This window comes from Paenibacillus motobuensis, from assembly GCF_039521865.1.
GTDB classification, from domain to species: domain Bacteria; phylum Bacillota; class Bacilli; order Paenibacillales; family Paenibacillaceae; genus Fontibacillus; species Fontibacillus motobuensis.
This window is the reverse complement of the sequence record NZ_BAAACX010000008.1, coordinates 347,066-364,248: the sequence shown is the minus strand read 5'-3', so window position 1 is coordinate 364,248 and position 17,183 is coordinate 347,066. Positions and strand designations below refer to the sequence as shown.

Here is a 17,183-nt window from a genome sequence, read left to right as displayed (position 1 = left end):
ATTTAAGCTTTGCGATATATCAGACAAGGCAGTTTTTTGACATGATTTAAGAGATAAAGGAATAGATAAAATATATAGTGCGTTTTTTCTATATGAGCTCTATTAACTGTGATCAGAACAGAAGTACGAAGTACTACTTCTAGTGTGAGAGGAAAGGAGTTGCCATGAGAAGTGCCACCTTACCGAATCCAAACCGGATGACATTGCTCGTTCTGCGAGAAGCAGGACAGCCCGCCAAGCAAATGCACATGTCAAAGCCGCTCATCATTGCCGTTCCACTAGTCGCTATTCTATCGATATCGGGCCTGATTATAAGCCTGCAACTGCAATCCAACCAGACGATCGCGAGGCTTGAAGATCAATTGCAGTCTCAGAATCTCAAGTTCGAGGCCGTTGTCTCTGACAAAAATGCGGCCATCGAGAGACTTCAGAATGAAGTCATCTCGCTCTCTAGCCAATCACAGAACATGATGAATCGGATGGAGCGAGTAGCTGAGCTGGAGGATCAACTGCAGAAATTTATTGAGAAGTATGGAGAATCGGACTCGGGTGCAATGAGCAATCTATCCGCCCTGTCGCTGAAAGGACTTGATGTTGACGACCCCAATGAACAGCTAGGTGTAGGGGGAGAATTTATCGCTGTCCATGAGAATGAGATTGAACAATTGGCTGAGTATACGAAGGATCAATTTCTTGAAATGAATGCCATGCTGGACGAGATGGAGAAGAATGTGCCCCTGACGCTGAAAAGGGCGAAGCAAACCCAGTACTCCCTATCGGGGACTCCATCAGAATGGCCGACTTTATCGAAACGGCTTACCTCTAATTTCGGCTACCGTACCGATCCGTTCACAGGCCGCGCCTCCTTCCATGCCGGCATTGATATCGGCGCCAAGCAAGGCGATCCGGTATATGCTGCAGCGGCAGGCGAAGTCATTACAACGGCGCAGGACAATTCTCACGGCAAATACATCATTATCCAGCATCCTGGAGGACTGCAGAGCTGGTACCTTCATCTAAGCAAGATCAGCGTCTCCGAGGGGGACTTCATCAAGAAAGGGCAGACGATTGGTAAAGTCGGCAACACCGGACGCAGTACCGGGCCTCATTTGCATTTCGAGATTGTTAAGAATGGGAAGACGATCGACCCATTGCCTTATCTGCAATAATTCGTTTTATTAAGAGGTTGTTCAAATCGTCCAACCAGCCTTTTTGAACACTCACAATAGTGAACGGAGGAATAACTATGCGGAGGAAAAATGCAAGGGCACACGGCTTGACCGACACACTGATTGGCCAAGGCAGCATTGTCGAGGGGAAGATACAGTGCGAATCTAATGTTCGCATCGATGGAGCCTTTCACGGTGAGATCGATTGTAAAGGTCAGGTCATCGTCGGAGAATCGGGCGAAGCCAGATCAAACATCATAGGGGCGAACATCATCGTAGCCGGCCACGTCGTCGGCGATATATCTACCAAGGGCAAATTGACGATTACGAGCAGCGGGCAGGTGGACGGAAATGTCAGCGTCTCTAAGCTGATTATTCTCGAAGGCGGCCTGCTTAATGGCGTTAGCACGATGGAGAAAATCATAGCTGTGGCCCCGATCAAGGAAAAGGCGCAAAAAACACCACAGCCCGAAGTGGGGTAATTCATTGTGAAGAATCAAAAATAGTTCCCGTCTGCATAGCAAACGGGAACTTATTTTTTTGCTTAGGCGGCTACATCCCGCTTGTTGAACACCAACCAGGATATCACCAGAAATAACAGGACGTAGGAGGTCAGCATGGTAATCGAGAAACCAAGCGTCATTCCAGCTACCCCTTCTTGTCCACCTCGATACTGGCTTAGATCCATGTTAACGAACAGTGTATATTTTGCCCATGGATAGCGGACGGGATTGAAGAGCATCGTGAAGATGCCTCCGGTGAACAGAATGAACATGGACAAGCCAATGGCGATTCCACTGGAGCGAAATACCGTAGATATCATGAACGAGAATAAGGTAATAACCAGTAGATCTATATATCTGTACAGCATATCCTCAAGTAAGTACGCGAACGGACTGGCGTTATCCGAGAACATCATCGATGTCTTAACCGGATACATCGCATAAGAGATCAGCATCGAACTTAAGAAGAACAGAACTGTAATGAGCAGGGTGAACAGGATCAATGCCAACAGCTTCGAAGCGAGGACCTTAGTGCGGGTCCATGGACGAATCAATAGAAGCTTGATTGTTCCCCAGGTAAATTCTCCAGCTACAATATCAGCTGCAACGACAGAGGCGAAGATCGTTACTAGATAATATAGAAAAGAAAGTTGGCCTGTTGCATCCCAAGCGCTTATCGTTGAGCCGCCTCCGCCCAGACGGAACAGAATCGCGAAGAACAGCACCATTAGCACAATAATCCCGAACATAATCCAGGTACGGATGCGCCGGTATATTTTCATATTCTCGTTCTGAACCAGGTTTATGAAATTATTCAATGCCCACACCCCCTGTCAGCTCGATAAATTGATCTTCCAGCGTTCTCGTCACGACGCGGATTCGGTATACCGATATTCCCCCACGTACTAATTGCTCATTAATGACAGCCGCCGCATTCCGATCCAACTCAAGCAGCAGACCACCATCCACGACCTGACCCTGGCCGATCAATTCCCAGGCCCGCTGCGGATCGCTAACCTCGAACACCGTCTGCTTCCGTTCATTCTCCAGCTTGTCCTGATCATGCAGCTGCCTCACATCGATCAACCGCCCCTGCTGAATAACAGCAACGGTATCACACATCAGCTCCATCTCGGATAGCAAATGACTTGAGACGAATACGGTCGTCCCTTCCTTCTCGGCCAACTGGCGCAAATAACTGCGCAGTTCGCGAATTCCTTGCGGATCAAGCCCATTCGTTGGCTCGTCCAGGACAAGCAGCCTTGGCCGGTGTAATATCGCCTGAGCAACGCCGAGACGCTGGCGCATCCCGAGCGAATAAGTCTTCACCTTGTCATGAATCCGCTGCTCCAATCCCACCAGCTCGACAACCTCAGCAATTCGCTGTTTCGTCACACCAGGTGACATCCGCGCATAATGCAGCAGGTTGTGATAGCCGCTCAGAAACTTATACATTTCCGGATTCTCTACAATGGCTCCCACATGAGAGATCGCTAGCTCGAATTGTTCTGATACGCTGGCGCCCTGGATTTCAATATCTCCTTCAGAGATTGACATCAATCCAACCATCATCCGAATTGTCGTCGTCTTGCCCGCGCCGTTCGGTCCGAGAAATCCGTACACCTGGCCCGGAGGAATATCAAGTGTTAATTTATCGATAATCGTCTTGCCACCAATTCGTTTGCTGACCTGCTTCAGCCGAACAACCGGCTCTAAATCCAACAAAGCTCTAACCTCCCAACACTCCACTCAGCAATATCCACCTTCGCGAAGTTAAAGATTTCCCTCATTTTACCACAGAATGCAATTTTCATTAAAATAAACGTCAAAAGACCTGAACTTGTTACACCGTTCAGGTTCTTTTGCTCTTGTTGTCTTCCCCGGCTTATTCAATTTTGCTACTGGTTGTCTAGGCTATCTGTTAATTGGATGCAGTTTTTTGGCTAGGATACTCCATAGATGTCAAGAACTTCTGCTCTAGTTGTCTGCTAACTGGATACGGTTCTTGGCATGGACAGCCTCGGATTAAAAAATGCAAAAGCGCAGGTTTTTAAACCTAAAATCAGCTATTTTTGAGGAATTCCTGCAAATATGCAGGAATTCTCGCTCTTTATTGTGGGAATCCGGTCGATACTTATTAAAAACTGCATTTTTGCAGGTATTCCTATTCCAAGCTTGTTAACCCGGTTAAAAAGCTGCATTTCTGCAGGTATTTTCGCTTTGGACTAGAATGGGTGGGTTCTTGCGTGATCACTGAATTGCTTTAACATACAAGAACCTGTACGCATGCCATTGTTATTTACGCCTTACCTAGCCTTACCTGGTTTTACCCTAGCCTTACCTAGGAATTTAGCAACCCGTTAGCAACTTTTACACCAATACCAGTCCGGGCCATTTCCCGCGAATTCGCTTCGAAAGCGGCTAGCAGTGCTGCTTCGCCCTGCAAGCCCTTCTCCTCGACCTTGCGGATCTGTTCCAGCATCCGTTTATAATCCTGTGGAATGACACGGACAAATCTTGGAAGCATCTCGTGCCAGCAATCCAGTATTCGCCGTCCTACAGCGCTATCCGTGTATAGCGAATGACGACGGATCCAGGTTCGCAGCTGCTCGGCTTCTACCTCGGACTCTACCTGTTCCAGCAGCACCATCTCTTGGTTGCACCGCTTCTTGAACTTGCCATGTAAATCTAGCACATAAGCGATGCCTCCAGACATGCCGGCTGCAAAGTTACGGCCTGTATCGCCGAGAATAACGACCCGTCCCCCGGTCATATATTCACAGCCATGATCGCCGACACCTTCAACAACAATGTTTGCACCGGAATTGCGTACTGCAAATCGTTCTCCAGCGATACCACGGATATACGCTTCTCCGCTCGTTGCACCATAGAAGGAGGTGTTGCCGATAATGACATTCTCTTCTGCAGCAAAGGTCGCGGATCGGGACGGTCTGACGATAATCTTCCCGCCCGAGAGTCCCTTCCCAGCGTAATCATTCGCATCGCCTTCGACCGTAATCGTAATACCGCGCGGCACAAATGCCCCTAGACTCTGTCCGGCCGAGCCTTCGAAGTTCAGTAGAATCGTATCGTCCGGCAAGCCCTCCGCACCATAGCGGCGCGTTACCTCACTACCCAATAACGTACCGGTTGCCCGATTCACATTGCAGATCGGCAGCGAGATGCTTACAGCCTCGCCGTGATCTAGCGCCGGCGCAGCTTGCTTCAGCAGCTCTACGGCATCCAGCGTCTCCTCCAAACCGTGATTCTGCTCACGCGAATGGCGACGTCTGCTCTCTTCCTCCTCCATCACAGGCGTGTGCAGTAGTGCGCTTAAATTAAGCCCGCTTCTCTTCCAATGCTGATCTGCCTTACCCGCATCCAGACAATCTGTACGGCCGATCATCTCATCCAGACTGCGGAAGCCCAGCTCGGCCATCCACTCGCGCAGATCCTCGGCGATGAAGGTCATGAAGTTTACGACATGCTGCGGATCGCCGGTGAAATTCTTGCGCAGCTCCGGATTCTGCGTCGCAACCCCAACCGGACATGTATCGAGCTGGCAGACCCGCATCATGATACAACCGACGGAGACAAGCGGAGCTGTGGAGAAGCCATACTCCTCCGCACCAAGCAGCGCAGCGACGGCCAAATCACGGCCGGTCAGCATTTTACCGTCCGTCTCGAGCACGACCCGATCGCGCAAGTGATTCAGCATCAGTGTCTGATGCGTCTCGGCCAGACCAAGCTCCCATGGCAAGCCTGCATGACGGATCGAGCTCTGTGGTGATGCGCCAGTTCCCCCGTCATAACCACTGACTAGAATAACATCGGCGCGGCCCTTGGCGACCCCAGCAGCGATCGTACCTACACCGACCTCTGAGACAAGCTTGACATTAATGCGAGCGCACGGGTTCGCATTCTTCAGATCATAGATCAGTTCAGCCAGATCTTCGATTGAGTAAATATCATGATGCGGTGGCGGCGAGATGAGACCAACGCCTGGTGTTGAGCCGCGAACCTCAGCTACCCACGGATAGACCTTGTTGCCCGGCAGTTGACCACCTTCCCCCGGCTTGGCTCCTTGAGCCATCTTGATCTGGATCTCATCCGCATTGACCAGATATTGCGAAGTAACGCCGAAGCGGCCTGAAGCCACCTGCTTGATCGCGCTGCGGCGTGAGTCCCCGTTCGCATCCTTCACATAGCGAGTAGGGTCCTCTCCACCTTCGCCAGAATTACTCTTGCCTCCGATCCGATTCATTGCGATAGCGATCGTCTCATGCGCCTCCTTGCTGATCGAGCCAAATGACATCGCTCCGGTCTTGAACCTGCGCATGATCGATGCAGCGGACTCAACCTCCTCCAGAGGTACCGTCGGTCCGGCTGGCAGCAAGTGGAGCAAGGAACGCAGCGTATAGCGCTGCTCGTTCTCTCCTTGCACGAGCCCAGCAAATTTCTTATACAGACTATAATCCCCGCTGCGCACAGCCTGCTGCAGCAGATGAATGGTCTGTGGATTGAACAGATGCTCCTCTCCCTCGTTGCGCCACTGATATTGCCCACCGGAATCCAGAACTTTCTCCTGGTCGCCTTGTACTATGGAGAAGGCTTGTTGATGTGAAGCCAATGTCTCAATAACAACCTCCTTAAGACCAATCCCCTCAATCCGCGTTGGCGTCCGGGTGAAGTAACGATCGACGAATTGTTGATTCAATCCTACTGCCTCGAAGATTTGCGCTCCTCGATAAGACTGAATCGTAGAGATACCCATTTTGGACATTATTTTAATGACGCCTTTGTTCACGGCCTTGATATAGTTCACTTCAGCCCGACTAATAGATACGCCGCGCAGCATGCCCCCGTTGATCATATCCCTCAAGCTAGCCAACGCGAGATACGGATTCACGGCATTAACGCCATAGCCTATCAATAACGCAAAATGATGCACCTCTCTAGGCTCGCCGGACTCCAGCACAATGCTGACCTGTGTGCGAGTTCCTTGCGAAATAAGATGATGATGAAGGCAGGATACTGCAAGCAAGGCCGGGATTGCTACATTTTCAGCGTCCACCGTACGATCCGACAAGATCAGTATCGACTTGCCTTGAGCAATCGCTTGATCAGCCCCTGCACAGAGATCATCCAGCGCTTGCGCTATTCCAGCAGCCCCCTTGGTCGCGGCGAATAAGATCGGCAGCACAGCTGTCTTTAACCCCTCCCGCTTCACATGGCGTAGCTTGGCTAGGTCTTCGTCGGACAGAAACGGCGATGGAAGAACAATCTGCCGGCAGCTCTCTGGCCCGGGATGTAGCAAATCCCGTTCAGGACCGATCAGTGTCAGTGCTGAGGTAACCAGCTCTTCCCGTATTGCATCCATCGGCGGATTCGTTACCTGCGCGAACATTTGCTTGAAGTAATTGTACAAGCGCTGTGGACGCTCCGATAGCACAGCAAGCGGCGCATCATAGCCCATAGACACCAAGCCTTCGCTCCCTGTCAGCGCCATAGGCTCCAGTACTTTACGCAGATCCTCGTAGGAATACCCGAATGCCATCTGTCTAATCGTAATCTCTTCATGAGACAGCCCCGACGTAATAGAAACCTCAGGCAATTCTCGAAGAGTGATTCGATGCTCAGCAAGCCACCTATCATAAGGCTGCTCCTGGACGACTTGTGCCTTCACTTCCTCGTCCGAGATAATTCTTCCTTCCCTTGTATCAACAAGCAGCATCCGTCCCGGACGCAGGCGATCTTTATAGAGGATGTCCTCCGCCGGAATATCGAGTACTCCCACCTCGGAAGATAATATGATTAAGTCATCCTTTGTTACATAATAGCGGGAAGGTCTCAGTCCATTTCGATCTAGGATCGCCCCGATCTGAATTCCGTCCGTGAAGCCCATAGCCGCTGGCCCATCCCAAGGCTCCATCAAGGAGCTGTGATAATCATAGAAGGCCCGGCGCGCTGGTTCCATCTCCGCATGATTGTTCCATGGCTCCGGAACCATCATCATGGCTACATGCGGCAAAGAACGACCACTCAAGTATAGAAATTCAAAGGTGTTATCGAACATCGCCGTATCCGACCCATCCGGATTTATGACCGGTTTGATCTTCTCCAGATCGTTGCCGAACACATCGCTCTTGAACAGCGACTGACGCGCATGCATCCAGTTCACATTTCCCTGTAGTGTATTAATCTCACCATTATGGATCATAAAGCGATACGGATGCGCCCGTTCCCAGCTCGGGAACGTATTGGTGCTGAAGCGGGAATGCACCAATGCGATCGCTGATTCTACTGCTTCATCCTGCAGGTCAAGATAGAATTGTCCTACCTGCTCTGTTGTCAGCATCCCTTTATAGACAAGTTTGCGGCATGACAAGCTGGATACATAGAATGAATTCTCCTCCGTGTCATCCGCATGACGAATTGACAGCTCAGCACGGCGACGGATAACATACAATTTGCGTTCAAAAGCCAGTTCATCCTCCAGATCTGCGCTGTGGCCAATAAACACTTGCCGTACATAAGGCTTGGCAGCCTTCGCTGATTTCCCCAGCATTTCATCATTCGTCGGTACATCGCGAAAACCGAGAACCCGCATGCCTTCCTCTTTGGCAATACGAGTTAGTACAGCCTCTTGAGAAGCTCGCTCTTCAGCGATCTGTGACAGGAACAGCATCCCAACCCCATATTCCCCAGGCTCTGGAAGCTCGAATCCCAACTTTAGGGCTTCTGAAGCCAGAAAACGATGCGGAATCTGCACTAATATACCCGCGCCGTCTCCCGAATTCGGCTCGCTGCCCTGACCGCCGCGATGCTCCATATTCGTCAGCATGGTGAGCGCCTGAACAATGATCGAGTGCGAGGCTTTTCCTTTGATATGTGCGACAAATCCCATGCCGCAGGCATCTTTCTCAAATGCAGGATCATAAAGTCCCTGCCGAGGTGGTATAACAGTATGTCTATTTGTCATCTTCAGCGCAACCTTTCTATATCTTCTCCGTAGGTTTATTCTAACGGAAATCAGCTGCACTGTTTTTGCACTATCTTCCCTTTCTTTTGTACTATTACTTATAAATTTGAAAAAGATTGTAAACGAACCGAGATCAGGGACTCTCCTTATGCATAGCGGTCATAAAAGCTGCGCACAAATGAGATGAACCTGCGAAACATACTCAAATCGGCTTGCATTATATATATAAAAAAAGAAGCTCGCTCCCCGGCAAAATACCGGAGGACGAGCTTCTTGATACATTCAGTTAACTGTCTTAGGCTTGCAGACTAGCTTCTGCGCTTACTTCTTCAGATACATGCTCTTTATGAGCCAGGAAGTATACAAGCGTGAGTGCCAAGAATACAACAGCAACACCAAACAGAATACCCATTTGACTCCAAGCGACACTCATTTCTCCCGAAGAGATTACCGCTTTATAGCCTTTGACGCTAAATGTCATTGGCATGAACGGATTGAATGCCTTCATCCAGGTAGGAAGCAATTCCACAGGGAATGTTCCTGCAGATGTTGTCAATTGGAAGATCAAGAGCAGGATCGCCAGGAAGCGGCCTGGATTGTCGAGCCAAGTGACAAGGGCCTGAATGATGAACATGAAGCACAGGCTGGTAACAAATGTGAACAGGTAGAACATCGGTACATTCTGTACCTCAAGCTTCAAGCCGTAGAGTACCAATACTACTGCGAATAGTGATTGGAAAAGGCTCATTCCTGTGAAGGAGAGCGAACGGCTTACGAAGCGATTCCATCCGCTTGCTTCCGATACGGAAGAGCTGCGGAGTGGAACGACCAGCGTCGAGATCAGAGCTCCGACGAACAGACCGAGGGACAGGAAGTATGGTGAGAATCCTGTACCATAGTTCGGTACTTCATTCATCTTCTGCTCATCAATGTCTACCGGTTGAGCAAACATATCAATAAGGGCATCCGACTTCTTGACGGAAGAAGTTTCTTCCGCTGCCTCGTTCAGCTTGCTAGCCAATTCCCCCGAGCCTTCGCTCAGCTTGCTTGTGCCATCCTTAAGTTCACCGGCACCTTCATCCAATTGCTTCGAACCATCAGCAAGTGTAGCGACACCACTAGATAATTGACCCATACCGCCTTCGATTTTCTTAGCTCCTTCGCTAAGTTCGCCAGCACCTGTTGCAAGCTGGCTGCCGCCGGCTGCTGCTTCGTTCAGCTTCGTGCCGAACTGCTTCAGACCGCCTACAAGTTGACCTTGACCTTCCGTCAACTTCGCAGCGCCTTGTGCCAATTGCTGTTGACCCTGAACAAGCTGTTCACTGCCTTGTACAAGCTGTTGTTGTGCACCGTGCAAATCTTTGCTGCCCTTCAGCAATTGCTGTTGACCTTGCGCTACTTGCTCACTGCCCGTAGCAACTGCTTGGCTGGCTGCCAGAAGCTGCTTCACTGCAGGATTCGCTGCCAGCTCTGGGCTAGCTTGTGTTAATTGTTCAAGACCTTGGGCAACTGCTTTCGCACCCTCTGCGACCTTTGTGCTGCCTTGTGCCGAGGATTCCAGTCCGGATACCAGCGAGGCACTGCCTTGCTCGGACTGTTTCAATCCTTGAGCCAGAGCGTTAGCTCCATTCAGCGAAGCACCAAGTCCTTCGCTCAATTGATTGCCGCCTTCATTCGCAGCGGTAGCCCCGTTAAGCAGCTGCTTATTGGCATCTGCCAATTGCTTTAAACCGGAGGCAAGTGTGGTAGCACCTGTCTTCAAATCGCTGGCCCCTTTATTAAGGGATCCTGCGCCTTCCGTTAATGGAGAGATGCCATCTTGCAGCTTCACAGAACCATCTACCATTTTGGCCAGATTCTCTTTCAGCTTCTGAGCACCTTCATCCAGCTTGATTGCCCCGTCGTTGATCTCGGTCGCGCCTTCACCGGCATCGCCAAGACCACTAGATATTTTCTCTACCTGATCAAACAGAACATCTGTGTAAGATTCCGTTACTTTCGCAGAAACTTTACTCTTGATTTCCTTCACTGCTGTTCCGCCAATTTGCGCGGCCAGGAAGTTGTAAGCTTCGTTCGGTTCATAGATGATCTCAGCAGGTTGCGGATGATCATCCATCAAAGTTGTAGCTTGTTCCGAGAAGTTACTCGGAATGACAAGCGTCATGTAATACTCGTTGTTCTTCATCCCTTCGTCCGCTTGTTCGCGGGAGACGAATTCCCAACCAAAAGCTGCGTTCTTCTTCAGCTCTTCGACCAAATCATTACCTGCTTGTAGCTTCGTTCCTTCGTATTCAGCACCGCGATCCTCATTGACAACCGCGACAGGAATCTCATCCATTTTCCCGTACGGGTCCCAAAATGCCTTCAGAAACATTCCGCTGTATAATACGGGAATGAACATGACGACAAGAATTGGGATAATCACTTTGGGCTTTTTAAAGGAAGATGCAAGATCCTTAAAAAATACCGACATTGATTTCATAATCATTTCTCTCCTTATATCCCTGAATCTTATCTCTTATCTCTTTCTCTCATTACCGTACGGGTCCTTTCCTATCTTTGACTATGTCTTGGATAACCCGCCTGATAAAAATATTTGAGAAAATTCTCTGATCTGCTCTTTGCTTAGTGGCTCGTGAATTTTATTCCAATCCGAAGTTAGCGCAATGTACAGCTTCACAAGCACAAATGCAATTACTTTAGGATCAAACTCGCGAATTTCCCCATGTTTGGCCGCACGATCGATTTGACGCTCCAAGTAATCAAGGATGGCCAACTCGATCTTCTCCAGGCCCTCACGCGCTTGCGGCGTTCCAAAATCTCTTACCTCCTGGAACAGCTTCACAAGCAGCTCATGTTCTCTTCTGAATTCCAGAAGTTTATCCATGCTCTGGTACAGATTCTCGAAGAAAGGCCTGTCGTCCTGAACCTCTTGTTCCGTAATTTTCTTCATCTCTATAATGACGGAACGAAGAATTTCATCAAACAGTTCCTCCTTATTCGCAAAAAACGTGTAAATCGTGCCCTTGGCGACATTTGCAATTTTAGCTACATGATCCATCGTTGTAGCTTTGTAACCAAACAATGCAAATGATTTTTCTGCCGCTTCAACGATTTGTCTTCTGCGATCCACTACAGCCAAAAAAAGCACCTCCTTTATCTTAGACTTACTTTTTCCACGAAAATGACTAAAAGTCCATTTCGGTCATTTGGTCAATTAACACTTTAGCACGTTCTGAAATGCATTGCAAGCTATATTTTTCAGGTTTTTTCACTTTTTTTCACTTCTATTTTCCTTGGTCTGTATGAAATATCACATTACCTGCATAAAAATAAAACTATTTTCCAAAAGGAATCTCGGCAACCTTCTCATACATCGGCTGTTGATGCATCTTCGTACGATAGATAACTAATGCATCCGCAGTCCATGAACCAAACTGAGGATTGGCAATCGTGATGTCCGTTTCCAGCTTATGTCCCTCTCGGTACTTCCGGGCCAATGTAATATGCGGCCGGTAAGGACGATCCTCCGGAATATAACCCAGCCCCTTGTTCTCTTCCGCAACGTTATTCTGCAGCTGCTTCAACAGCTCCATCTCTCCACTTAGCCCTGCCCAGAGTACCCTTGGCTGATTAGCACGTCCGAATGTGCCGCAGCCATGGGCTTCCATATGTATAGGCCGAATATTTGAAACAGCCCTCATGGAAGCTAATCGAAGCTCATCCAACCGCCCCGGGGATGTATCGCCCAGAAACTGCACTGTTATATGATAATCCTCCTGATGCACCCATTTTTGAAAAGATAACTTATCCCTCTGCTCCTTACACCAGTCGCCAATCGCCTGCTTAACAGGGGACGGGATAAGAATCGCGATAAATAGGCGCCAAGCTTCTGAATTATTAGACATGAAGTCTCACTCCTTGTGATTTTTTGTTCAAAGTTCGCTTTTCCGACACAAAGCGACGATATTCCTTATTATTCCGCAAACAATTCCTCATTATAATGTTGAATAGATGTGCCCCAAAGTTCCAACATCATCTTACAATAGATAGGAGATTTATATGGGATTTGCAAAAAAAATAACTATAGCCATTGTTACCCTTCTTGGGCTTATCGGCGCCATTATCGGTGTATTCGGCTATCAGACAACCTACCGTCAGGTAGAGAAATCCGTCGGTGTCGAAACAGTAGGTTGCGCTAATATTACGACCGGCTTGATCAATCCTGCCGTCATCGAACTTCTCGCCAATGGAGACAAGTCCAAATTGGCCGAAGTAGAGCAGCAGCTGAACTGGACGGTAGACCATAAACCATTGTTCAAGGAAGTTTTCATTCTCTCGCTCGATGGCACCATTCTAGCTGCTGACCAACACCTTAAGGAGCGCGGCTATAACGCCGGCGATGCCTTCTATTTCGACCCAGCCGACCGGGATATGATCATGGACATGAAGCATTCCGTATATACGAAGGTCTATACATATGATGACACGGAGCTGCTGACAGGATATGGTCCTATCTTCCAGGACAATGATCCGAATAAGTCCATCGTCGGATTAATGGCCATCAATTTCGATGCATCCATTATTCATGACAGAACATGGGAGATCATCACTTTACCCTTTATAATTGGCGCTGTGGTCTTCCTGCTTGCTGCTCTGGTTGTCTATTTCATCATTCATCGTATGATTCGCCCGCTTGAACATTTATCCAGCCAGGTGAACCAAATTGCACAAGGTGATCTTACGATTACGCCTATGGTGCTGAAGAGTAATGATGAAGTTGGCAAGCTGTCACGGGACTTCAGCAATATGATCATCAATCTGCGGAGCCTGATCACCGAGGTGAGCTCGACTTCCATCCAAGTAGCTTCATCTTCCCAACAGTTGTCTGCAAGCGCGGAGCAAACGGGGAAAGCCTGTGAGCAGACCGTCTTCATCACACAGGAACTAGCGGAAGGAGCAGAGACGCAACTGCATGATCTGGAGCAGAGCTCGAATACTCTACGCAGCATGTCGACCTCCACGAAGCAAATTGTCCATATTATGAGCGATGTGTCCGAAGCTGCCCAGAGTTCCTCAGCAGCTGCAGGACAGGGCGTAGCGTCCATTCAGCAGAGCATCCAGCAAATGAACAAAATGCAGGGTAAGATCAACGAATTGTCCACGAACATCACTGAGCTCTCGAGTCAGTCCAAAGAAATTCATAACATTCTTGAGATGATCACTGCAATCGCTGAGGAGACTAATCTGCTGGCTATCAATGCTGCGATCGAAGCAGCCCGGGCGGGGGAATACGGCAGCGGCTTCGCCGTGGTCGCTTCATCCGTCGGCAAACTGGCCGAACGTTCAGCTGAATCAGTGAAGCAGATAGCCACCCTCGTAGGCTATATCGTTACACAAATGGAAGCGACCGGTACAACAATGATCGAGACCGCCCGAGAGGTTGAGCTAAGTACTTCTCTAGTGTATAGTGCCGGTGAATCCTTCGACGAGATCGAGAACCAGTCCACAGCAACTGCCAAGGCAATCGGCAACATCAGCGGCGCTGTTCAAGAGCTCTCGAGCCAAACCGAGTTATTGGTGAAATCGCTCGAGAACATCGTGGAAATCGCTAACAACAACGTCGATGGCGCCCAGTCCATGTCTGCTGCGTCCCAGGAGCAGCTTGCAACGATGGAGGAAGTAGATGCCTCCGCCGGCTTCCTGGCCAATTTATCGGATAAGCTGCACACATTAATCGAGAAATTCAAAGTATAAGTGTGTGTTCAAGAAGTCCGGTTTTCAGCACCGAGAAGGTTGAATGAAGCTAGGGCATGAGGAGCGGAGTGTACGTTTTGGGTACATGAGCACCGGAAGGCCCGGCTGAATTCAAGATTCGATGTCGAATTTGCTTCCTGATCCGCTTCGTGATCAAAGGCGGACTTTTTGAACAACCTCTATAAGAAGAACAAAGAGGGACCTGCCGCTCAGCCTTCAGGCTGTAAGCGGCAGGTCCCTCTTTCATCATTCATCAGTGACACGGAGATTAGTTATTCAAGAATGCACCCAGCATCCAACGATGCTTCTCAAGAGTAGAAACAACGCCAAGCAGCAAGTCACTTGTTGCTTCATCTCCAGCTTCTTCAGCGATGGACATACCTTCGCGAAGTTCCTTATCCAGTACTTCAAAGTCAGCTACGATAGCAGCTACCATTTGGTCAGGAGTCTCATTACCTGCAGCTTCCTTAATGGTTGCCAGCTCTAGAGATTCACGTAGTGTTGCGACCGGTTTGCCGCCAATAGAGAGCAGTCGTTCTGCAATATCATCAATATATCCAGCAGCTTCGTCGTACAATTCTTCAAATTTAACATGCAATGTGAAGAAGTTATGTCCTTTAACATACCAGTGGAAGTTATGCAACTTCGTATACATGGTTGTCCAGTTTGCGATCAGGAGATTCATTTGTTTTTCCAATGCTTGATTTGCCATTTCTCGTTCCTCCATTCATAATTTTAACTGTTCAGATAAACGGCGAAATGTTTGTGTTGTGAAACATTTCTTTAAATTTAGACTAAATCTAAATCCTGTTTATATATTACCACTTCCTTCACACAGATGCAATGATTAAAAGATGAATATCAAATGAATTTGCAGAAAACTGCAATAAACACCCGATTTTTAACAACAATCAACCTAGTTCAAGTTTGCGTTGGAATGGCTGCTCTTATTCACAAAAAAAGAAGCCGGCATCTTCATTGCCAGCTCCTTCGCCTCACTTCAATCCACCATTAATAAATTGCTTAAAATGCTCAAGACTACGTTCCAATTGACGGATTCCGTCATCTACAAGACGGCGGTCAACTGCATTCTCCGTATCTACTTGCGGCTTGCGGGCGGCCATAGACATCATCTTCTTCTCTTCTTCCCAATAAGCCTGTCTGCGCTGAATCTCTTTGTATTTGTCCAGCAGATCCGTAATAATATCGTAGAACCGTTCGTAATCAATAATGATATCATCTAGAAACCGGTCTACCTCTTCTTTTTCATAACCCCTCATTTTTACATCAAAATCTTTCTCATGAATGGTTAGCGCATCCAATTTGATGCCAAGCTGCTTGAACAGACTCTTCTGATCGTCCAGCTTGCGCGCGTAATCATCCTGCATCAGTATCCCTCCATGCCAAAGGCTTGCTTATAGCTGACAATTTCTTCTCTTAAGATAACATAATTACGATCATTTATCGACTTCTCTACTCTTACTCTCCTTATACTGCGCGTAAACCCAGAATTATTAATGAGTATTCAGGACTTCGAAGATGTATTCATTTGCAACTATTTTCTTCAAAAAAAAGAACACCTTCATGCAGGTGCCCTTGTGAAATCTAAGATTTATTCGATTCTTGGGCAGGCTTGACTTCTTGCGGAGTCTCCTCTATAAAATCACCACGTGCCCCTTTTCTGAACTCCTTCAGCATTGTACCGAAGCTGCGCCCGAGTTCCGGAAGCTTGCTAGGACCAAACAGCAGCAATGCAGCAATGACTAACAAGAGCAGATGAGACGGACGCAATAAATTCTCTATCACATTTATCACTCCTCCGGTATATCTTATTGAAGATTATACTACTATTTTCTCCTAAATGGGAACTAATATTGCAAATAATGCAAAGATTTATTCTCACTCCCCTCCTATAGGGGTACAAGAAACCAATACGGACTCCTGGGCATATGCTGTGGCATCAAGCAAATGTAAAGGAGCGAATATCATGGATTCATACAGTCTGGCTGCTATCGTGATCATCGGTCTGGCCTCCAACCTGGATAATGCCGGCGTGGGGATAGCCTACGGTGTCAGGAAGATCCGCATCCCCTGGTATTCCAATCTGACGATTGCCTTCATCTCATTCCTGGCTACCTTGCTATCGGGTCTGTTCGGAAGCTGGCTGTCGGTGTGGGTTCAGCCTTGGATTGGGCAAATGATCGGAACAGTCGTAATCGTTGGGGTTGGTATCTGGGTGCTGCTGCAGCCTTATCTGGAGAAGAAGCCAGCGCAGCAAGACGATGATGCGAATGCACTAACCCGGCTGCTGCGCAACCCGGAGGAAGCCGACAAGGATAGCTCCCAGTCAATCAGTCTAGGCGAATCGATACTGCTTGGGATTGCTCTAGCGATGAATGCACTAGCCGGGGGATTCAATGCCGGGATTACCCGCCTCAGCATATGGGGAACCTCTCTATCCGTAGGCATATTCAGCTTCATCCTGTTGGCGCTTTGTGCAGGCTTCGGTCAGAAATTCGCCGCTGAGAAATTCGGCAACCGAGCTACCGTAATCTCAGGAGTATTGCTGATCCTCATCGGCCTACACCAACTTTTCTAAATATGCATGAACAAGCTATATACACAATGTCTGCTGCTGCCCCTTTACAGTCTTAAGGTATTTGCATAAATGGGCGCAGCAGCATTAGTTCCTCGCGGAACTTGGCTGTATAAGTTACAATGATTTAGTAAAATGGTCGTGATGCAAAATTCATATAAGGGTTGTTCAAAAAG

Annotated in this window: 13 protein-coding genes; 4 read left to right on the top strand and 9 right to left on the bottom strand. The window is 48.4% G+C overall.

The window, feature by feature from the left end; translation table 11 throughout:
* Window positions 1-164: 164 nt before the first annotated feature.
* Together ABD014_RS09785 and ABD014_RS09780 are read left to right on the top strand one after the other, a co-directional pair.
* On the top strand, window positions 165-1,169 hold the full coding sequence (locus tag ABD014_RS09785) for a peptidoglycan DD-metalloendopeptidase family protein (RefSeq protein ID WP_343860374.1): 1,005 nt from the start codon (window positions 165-167) through the stop codon (window positions 1,167-1,169).
* Between the two features lie 77 nt (window positions 1,170-1,246).
* The gene (locus ABD014_RS09780) at window positions 1,247-1,651 is read left to right on the top strand and encodes a bactofilin family protein (protein ID WP_343860372.1); all 405 of its coding nucleotides are present in this window, start codon (window positions 1,247-1,249) and stop codon (window positions 1,649-1,651) included.
* A 62-nt stretch (window positions 1,652-1,713) separates the two neighbouring features.
* Here the strand turns inward: ABD014_RS09780 and ABD014_RS09775 are convergent, their stop codons facing one another.
* From ABD014_RS09775 to thpR, 6 genes are all read right to left on the bottom strand, one after another.
* Window positions 1,714-2,499, bottom strand: coding sequence for an ABC transporter permease (locus ABD014_RS09775; RefSeq protein ID WP_343860370.1), 786 nt, complete (start codon window positions 2,497-2,499; stop codon window positions 1,714-1,716).
* A complete protein-coding gene (locus tag ABD014_RS09770; RefSeq protein ID WP_127004409.1) occupies window positions 2,483-3,394 on the bottom strand; it encodes an ABC transporter ATP-binding protein in 912 nt (303 codons plus the stop codon). The genes ABD014_RS09775 and ABD014_RS09770 overlap by 17 nt, the downstream gene beginning before the upstream one ends.
* 619 nt (window positions 3,395-4,013) lie before the next feature.
* Window positions 4,014-8,654, bottom strand: coding sequence for a glutamate synthase large subunit (gene gltB, locus ABD014_RS09765; protein ID WP_343860368.1), 4,641 nt, complete (start codon window positions 8,652-8,654; stop codon window positions 4,014-4,016).
* Between the two features lie 295 nt (window positions 8,655-8,949).
* Window positions 8,950-11,136, bottom strand: a complete 2,187-nt coding sequence (locus tag ABD014_RS09760; protein WP_343860366.1) for a YhgE/Pip family protein — start codon at window positions 11,134-11,136, stop codon at window positions 8,950-8,952.
* Between the two features lie 81 nt (window positions 11,137-11,217).
* Entirely contained in the window at window positions 11,218-11,796 is a 579-nt protein-coding gene (locus tag ABD014_RS09755; protein WP_126996384.1) for a TetR/AcrR family transcriptional regulator, read from the bottom strand.
* A 196-nt stretch (window positions 11,797-11,992) separates the two neighbouring features.
* Window positions 11,993-12,562 (bottom strand): RNA 2',3'-cyclic phosphodiesterase, encoded by a 570-nt coding sequence (gene thpR / locus ABD014_RS09750; protein WP_343860363.1) that lies wholly within the window; start codon window positions 12,560-12,562, stop codon window positions 11,993-11,995.
* 154 nt (window positions 12,563-12,716) lie between these two features.
* Here thpR and ABD014_RS09745 point away from each other — a divergent pair, with 154 nt between their 5' ends.
* On the top strand, window positions 12,717-14,411 hold the full coding sequence (locus ABD014_RS09745; RefSeq protein WP_343860361.1) for a methyl-accepting chemotaxis protein: 1,695 nt from the start codon (window positions 12,717-12,719) through the stop codon (window positions 14,409-14,411).
* A 268-nt stretch (window positions 14,412-14,679) separates the two neighbouring features.
* Here ABD014_RS09745 and ABD014_RS09740 read toward each other — a convergent pair whose 3' ends face one another.
* The 3 genes from ABD014_RS09740 to ABD014_RS09730 form a co-directional block, all read right to left on the bottom strand.
* The gene (locus ABD014_RS09740; protein ID WP_343860359.1) at window positions 14,680-15,123 is read right to left on the bottom strand and encodes a Dps family protein; all 444 of its coding nucleotides are present in this window, start codon (window positions 15,121-15,123) and stop codon (window positions 14,680-14,682) included.
* Between the two features lie 283 nt (window positions 15,124-15,406).
* Window positions 15,407-15,799: a DivIVA domain-containing protein gene (locus ABD014_RS09735; protein WP_343860357.1), complete on the bottom strand. Its 393-nt coding sequence runs from the start codon at window positions 15,797-15,799 to the stop codon at window positions 15,407-15,409.
* Window positions 15,800-16,016: 217 nt separating this feature from the next.
* Window positions 16,017-16,217 (bottom strand): twin-arginine translocase TatA/TatE family subunit, encoded by a 201-nt coding sequence (locus ABD014_RS09730; protein WP_343860355.1) that lies wholly within the window; start codon window positions 16,215-16,217, stop codon window positions 16,017-16,019.
* A 181-nt stretch (window positions 16,218-16,398) separates the two neighbouring features.
* Between ABD014_RS09730 and ytaF the strand changes: the two genes are divergently transcribed.
* Window positions 16,399-17,010 (top strand): sporulation membrane protein YtaF, encoded by a 612-nt coding sequence (gene ytaF / locus ABD014_RS09725; RefSeq protein ID WP_126996374.1) that lies wholly within the window; start codon window positions 16,399-16,401, stop codon window positions 17,008-17,010.
* Window positions 17,011-17,183 lie beyond the last annotated feature (173 nt).

Excerpts from the sequence above, each read along its gene's own strand:
- ABD014_RS09785 (WP_343860374.1), top strand. The coding sequence starts at position 165 with ATGAGAAGTGCCACCTTACCGAATCCAAACCGGATGACATTGCTCGTT.
- ABD014_RS09780 (WP_343860372.1), top strand. The coding sequence starts at position 1,247 with ATGCGGAGGAAAAATGCAAGGGCACACGGCTTGACCGACACACTGATT.
- gltB (WP_343860368.1), bottom strand. The coding sequence starts at position 8,654 with ATGACAAATAGACATACTGTTATACCACCTCGGCAGGGACTTTATGAT.
- ABD014_RS09760 (WP_343860366.1), bottom strand. The coding sequence starts at position 11,136 with ATGAAATCAATGTCGGTATTTTTTAAGGATCTTGCATCTTCCTTTAAA.
- thpR (WP_343860363.1), bottom strand. The coding sequence starts at position 12,562 with ATGTCTAATAATTCAGAAGCTTGGCGCCTATTTATCGCGATTCTTATC.
- ABD014_RS09745 (WP_343860361.1), top strand. The coding sequence starts at position 12,717 with ATGGGATTTGCAAAAAAAATAACTATAGCCATTGTTACCCTTCTTGGG.
- ABD014_RS09740 (WP_343860359.1), bottom strand. The coding sequence starts at position 15,123 with ATGGCAAATCAAGCATTGGAAAAACAAATGAATCTCCTGATCGCAAAC.
- ABD014_RS09735 (WP_343860357.1), bottom strand. The coding sequence starts at position 15,799 with ATGCAGGATGATTACGCGCGCAAGCTGGACGATCAGAAGAGTCTGTTC.
- ytaF (WP_126996374.1), top strand. The coding sequence starts at position 16,399 with ATGGATTCATACAGTCTGGCTGCTATCGTGATCATCGGTCTGGCCTCC.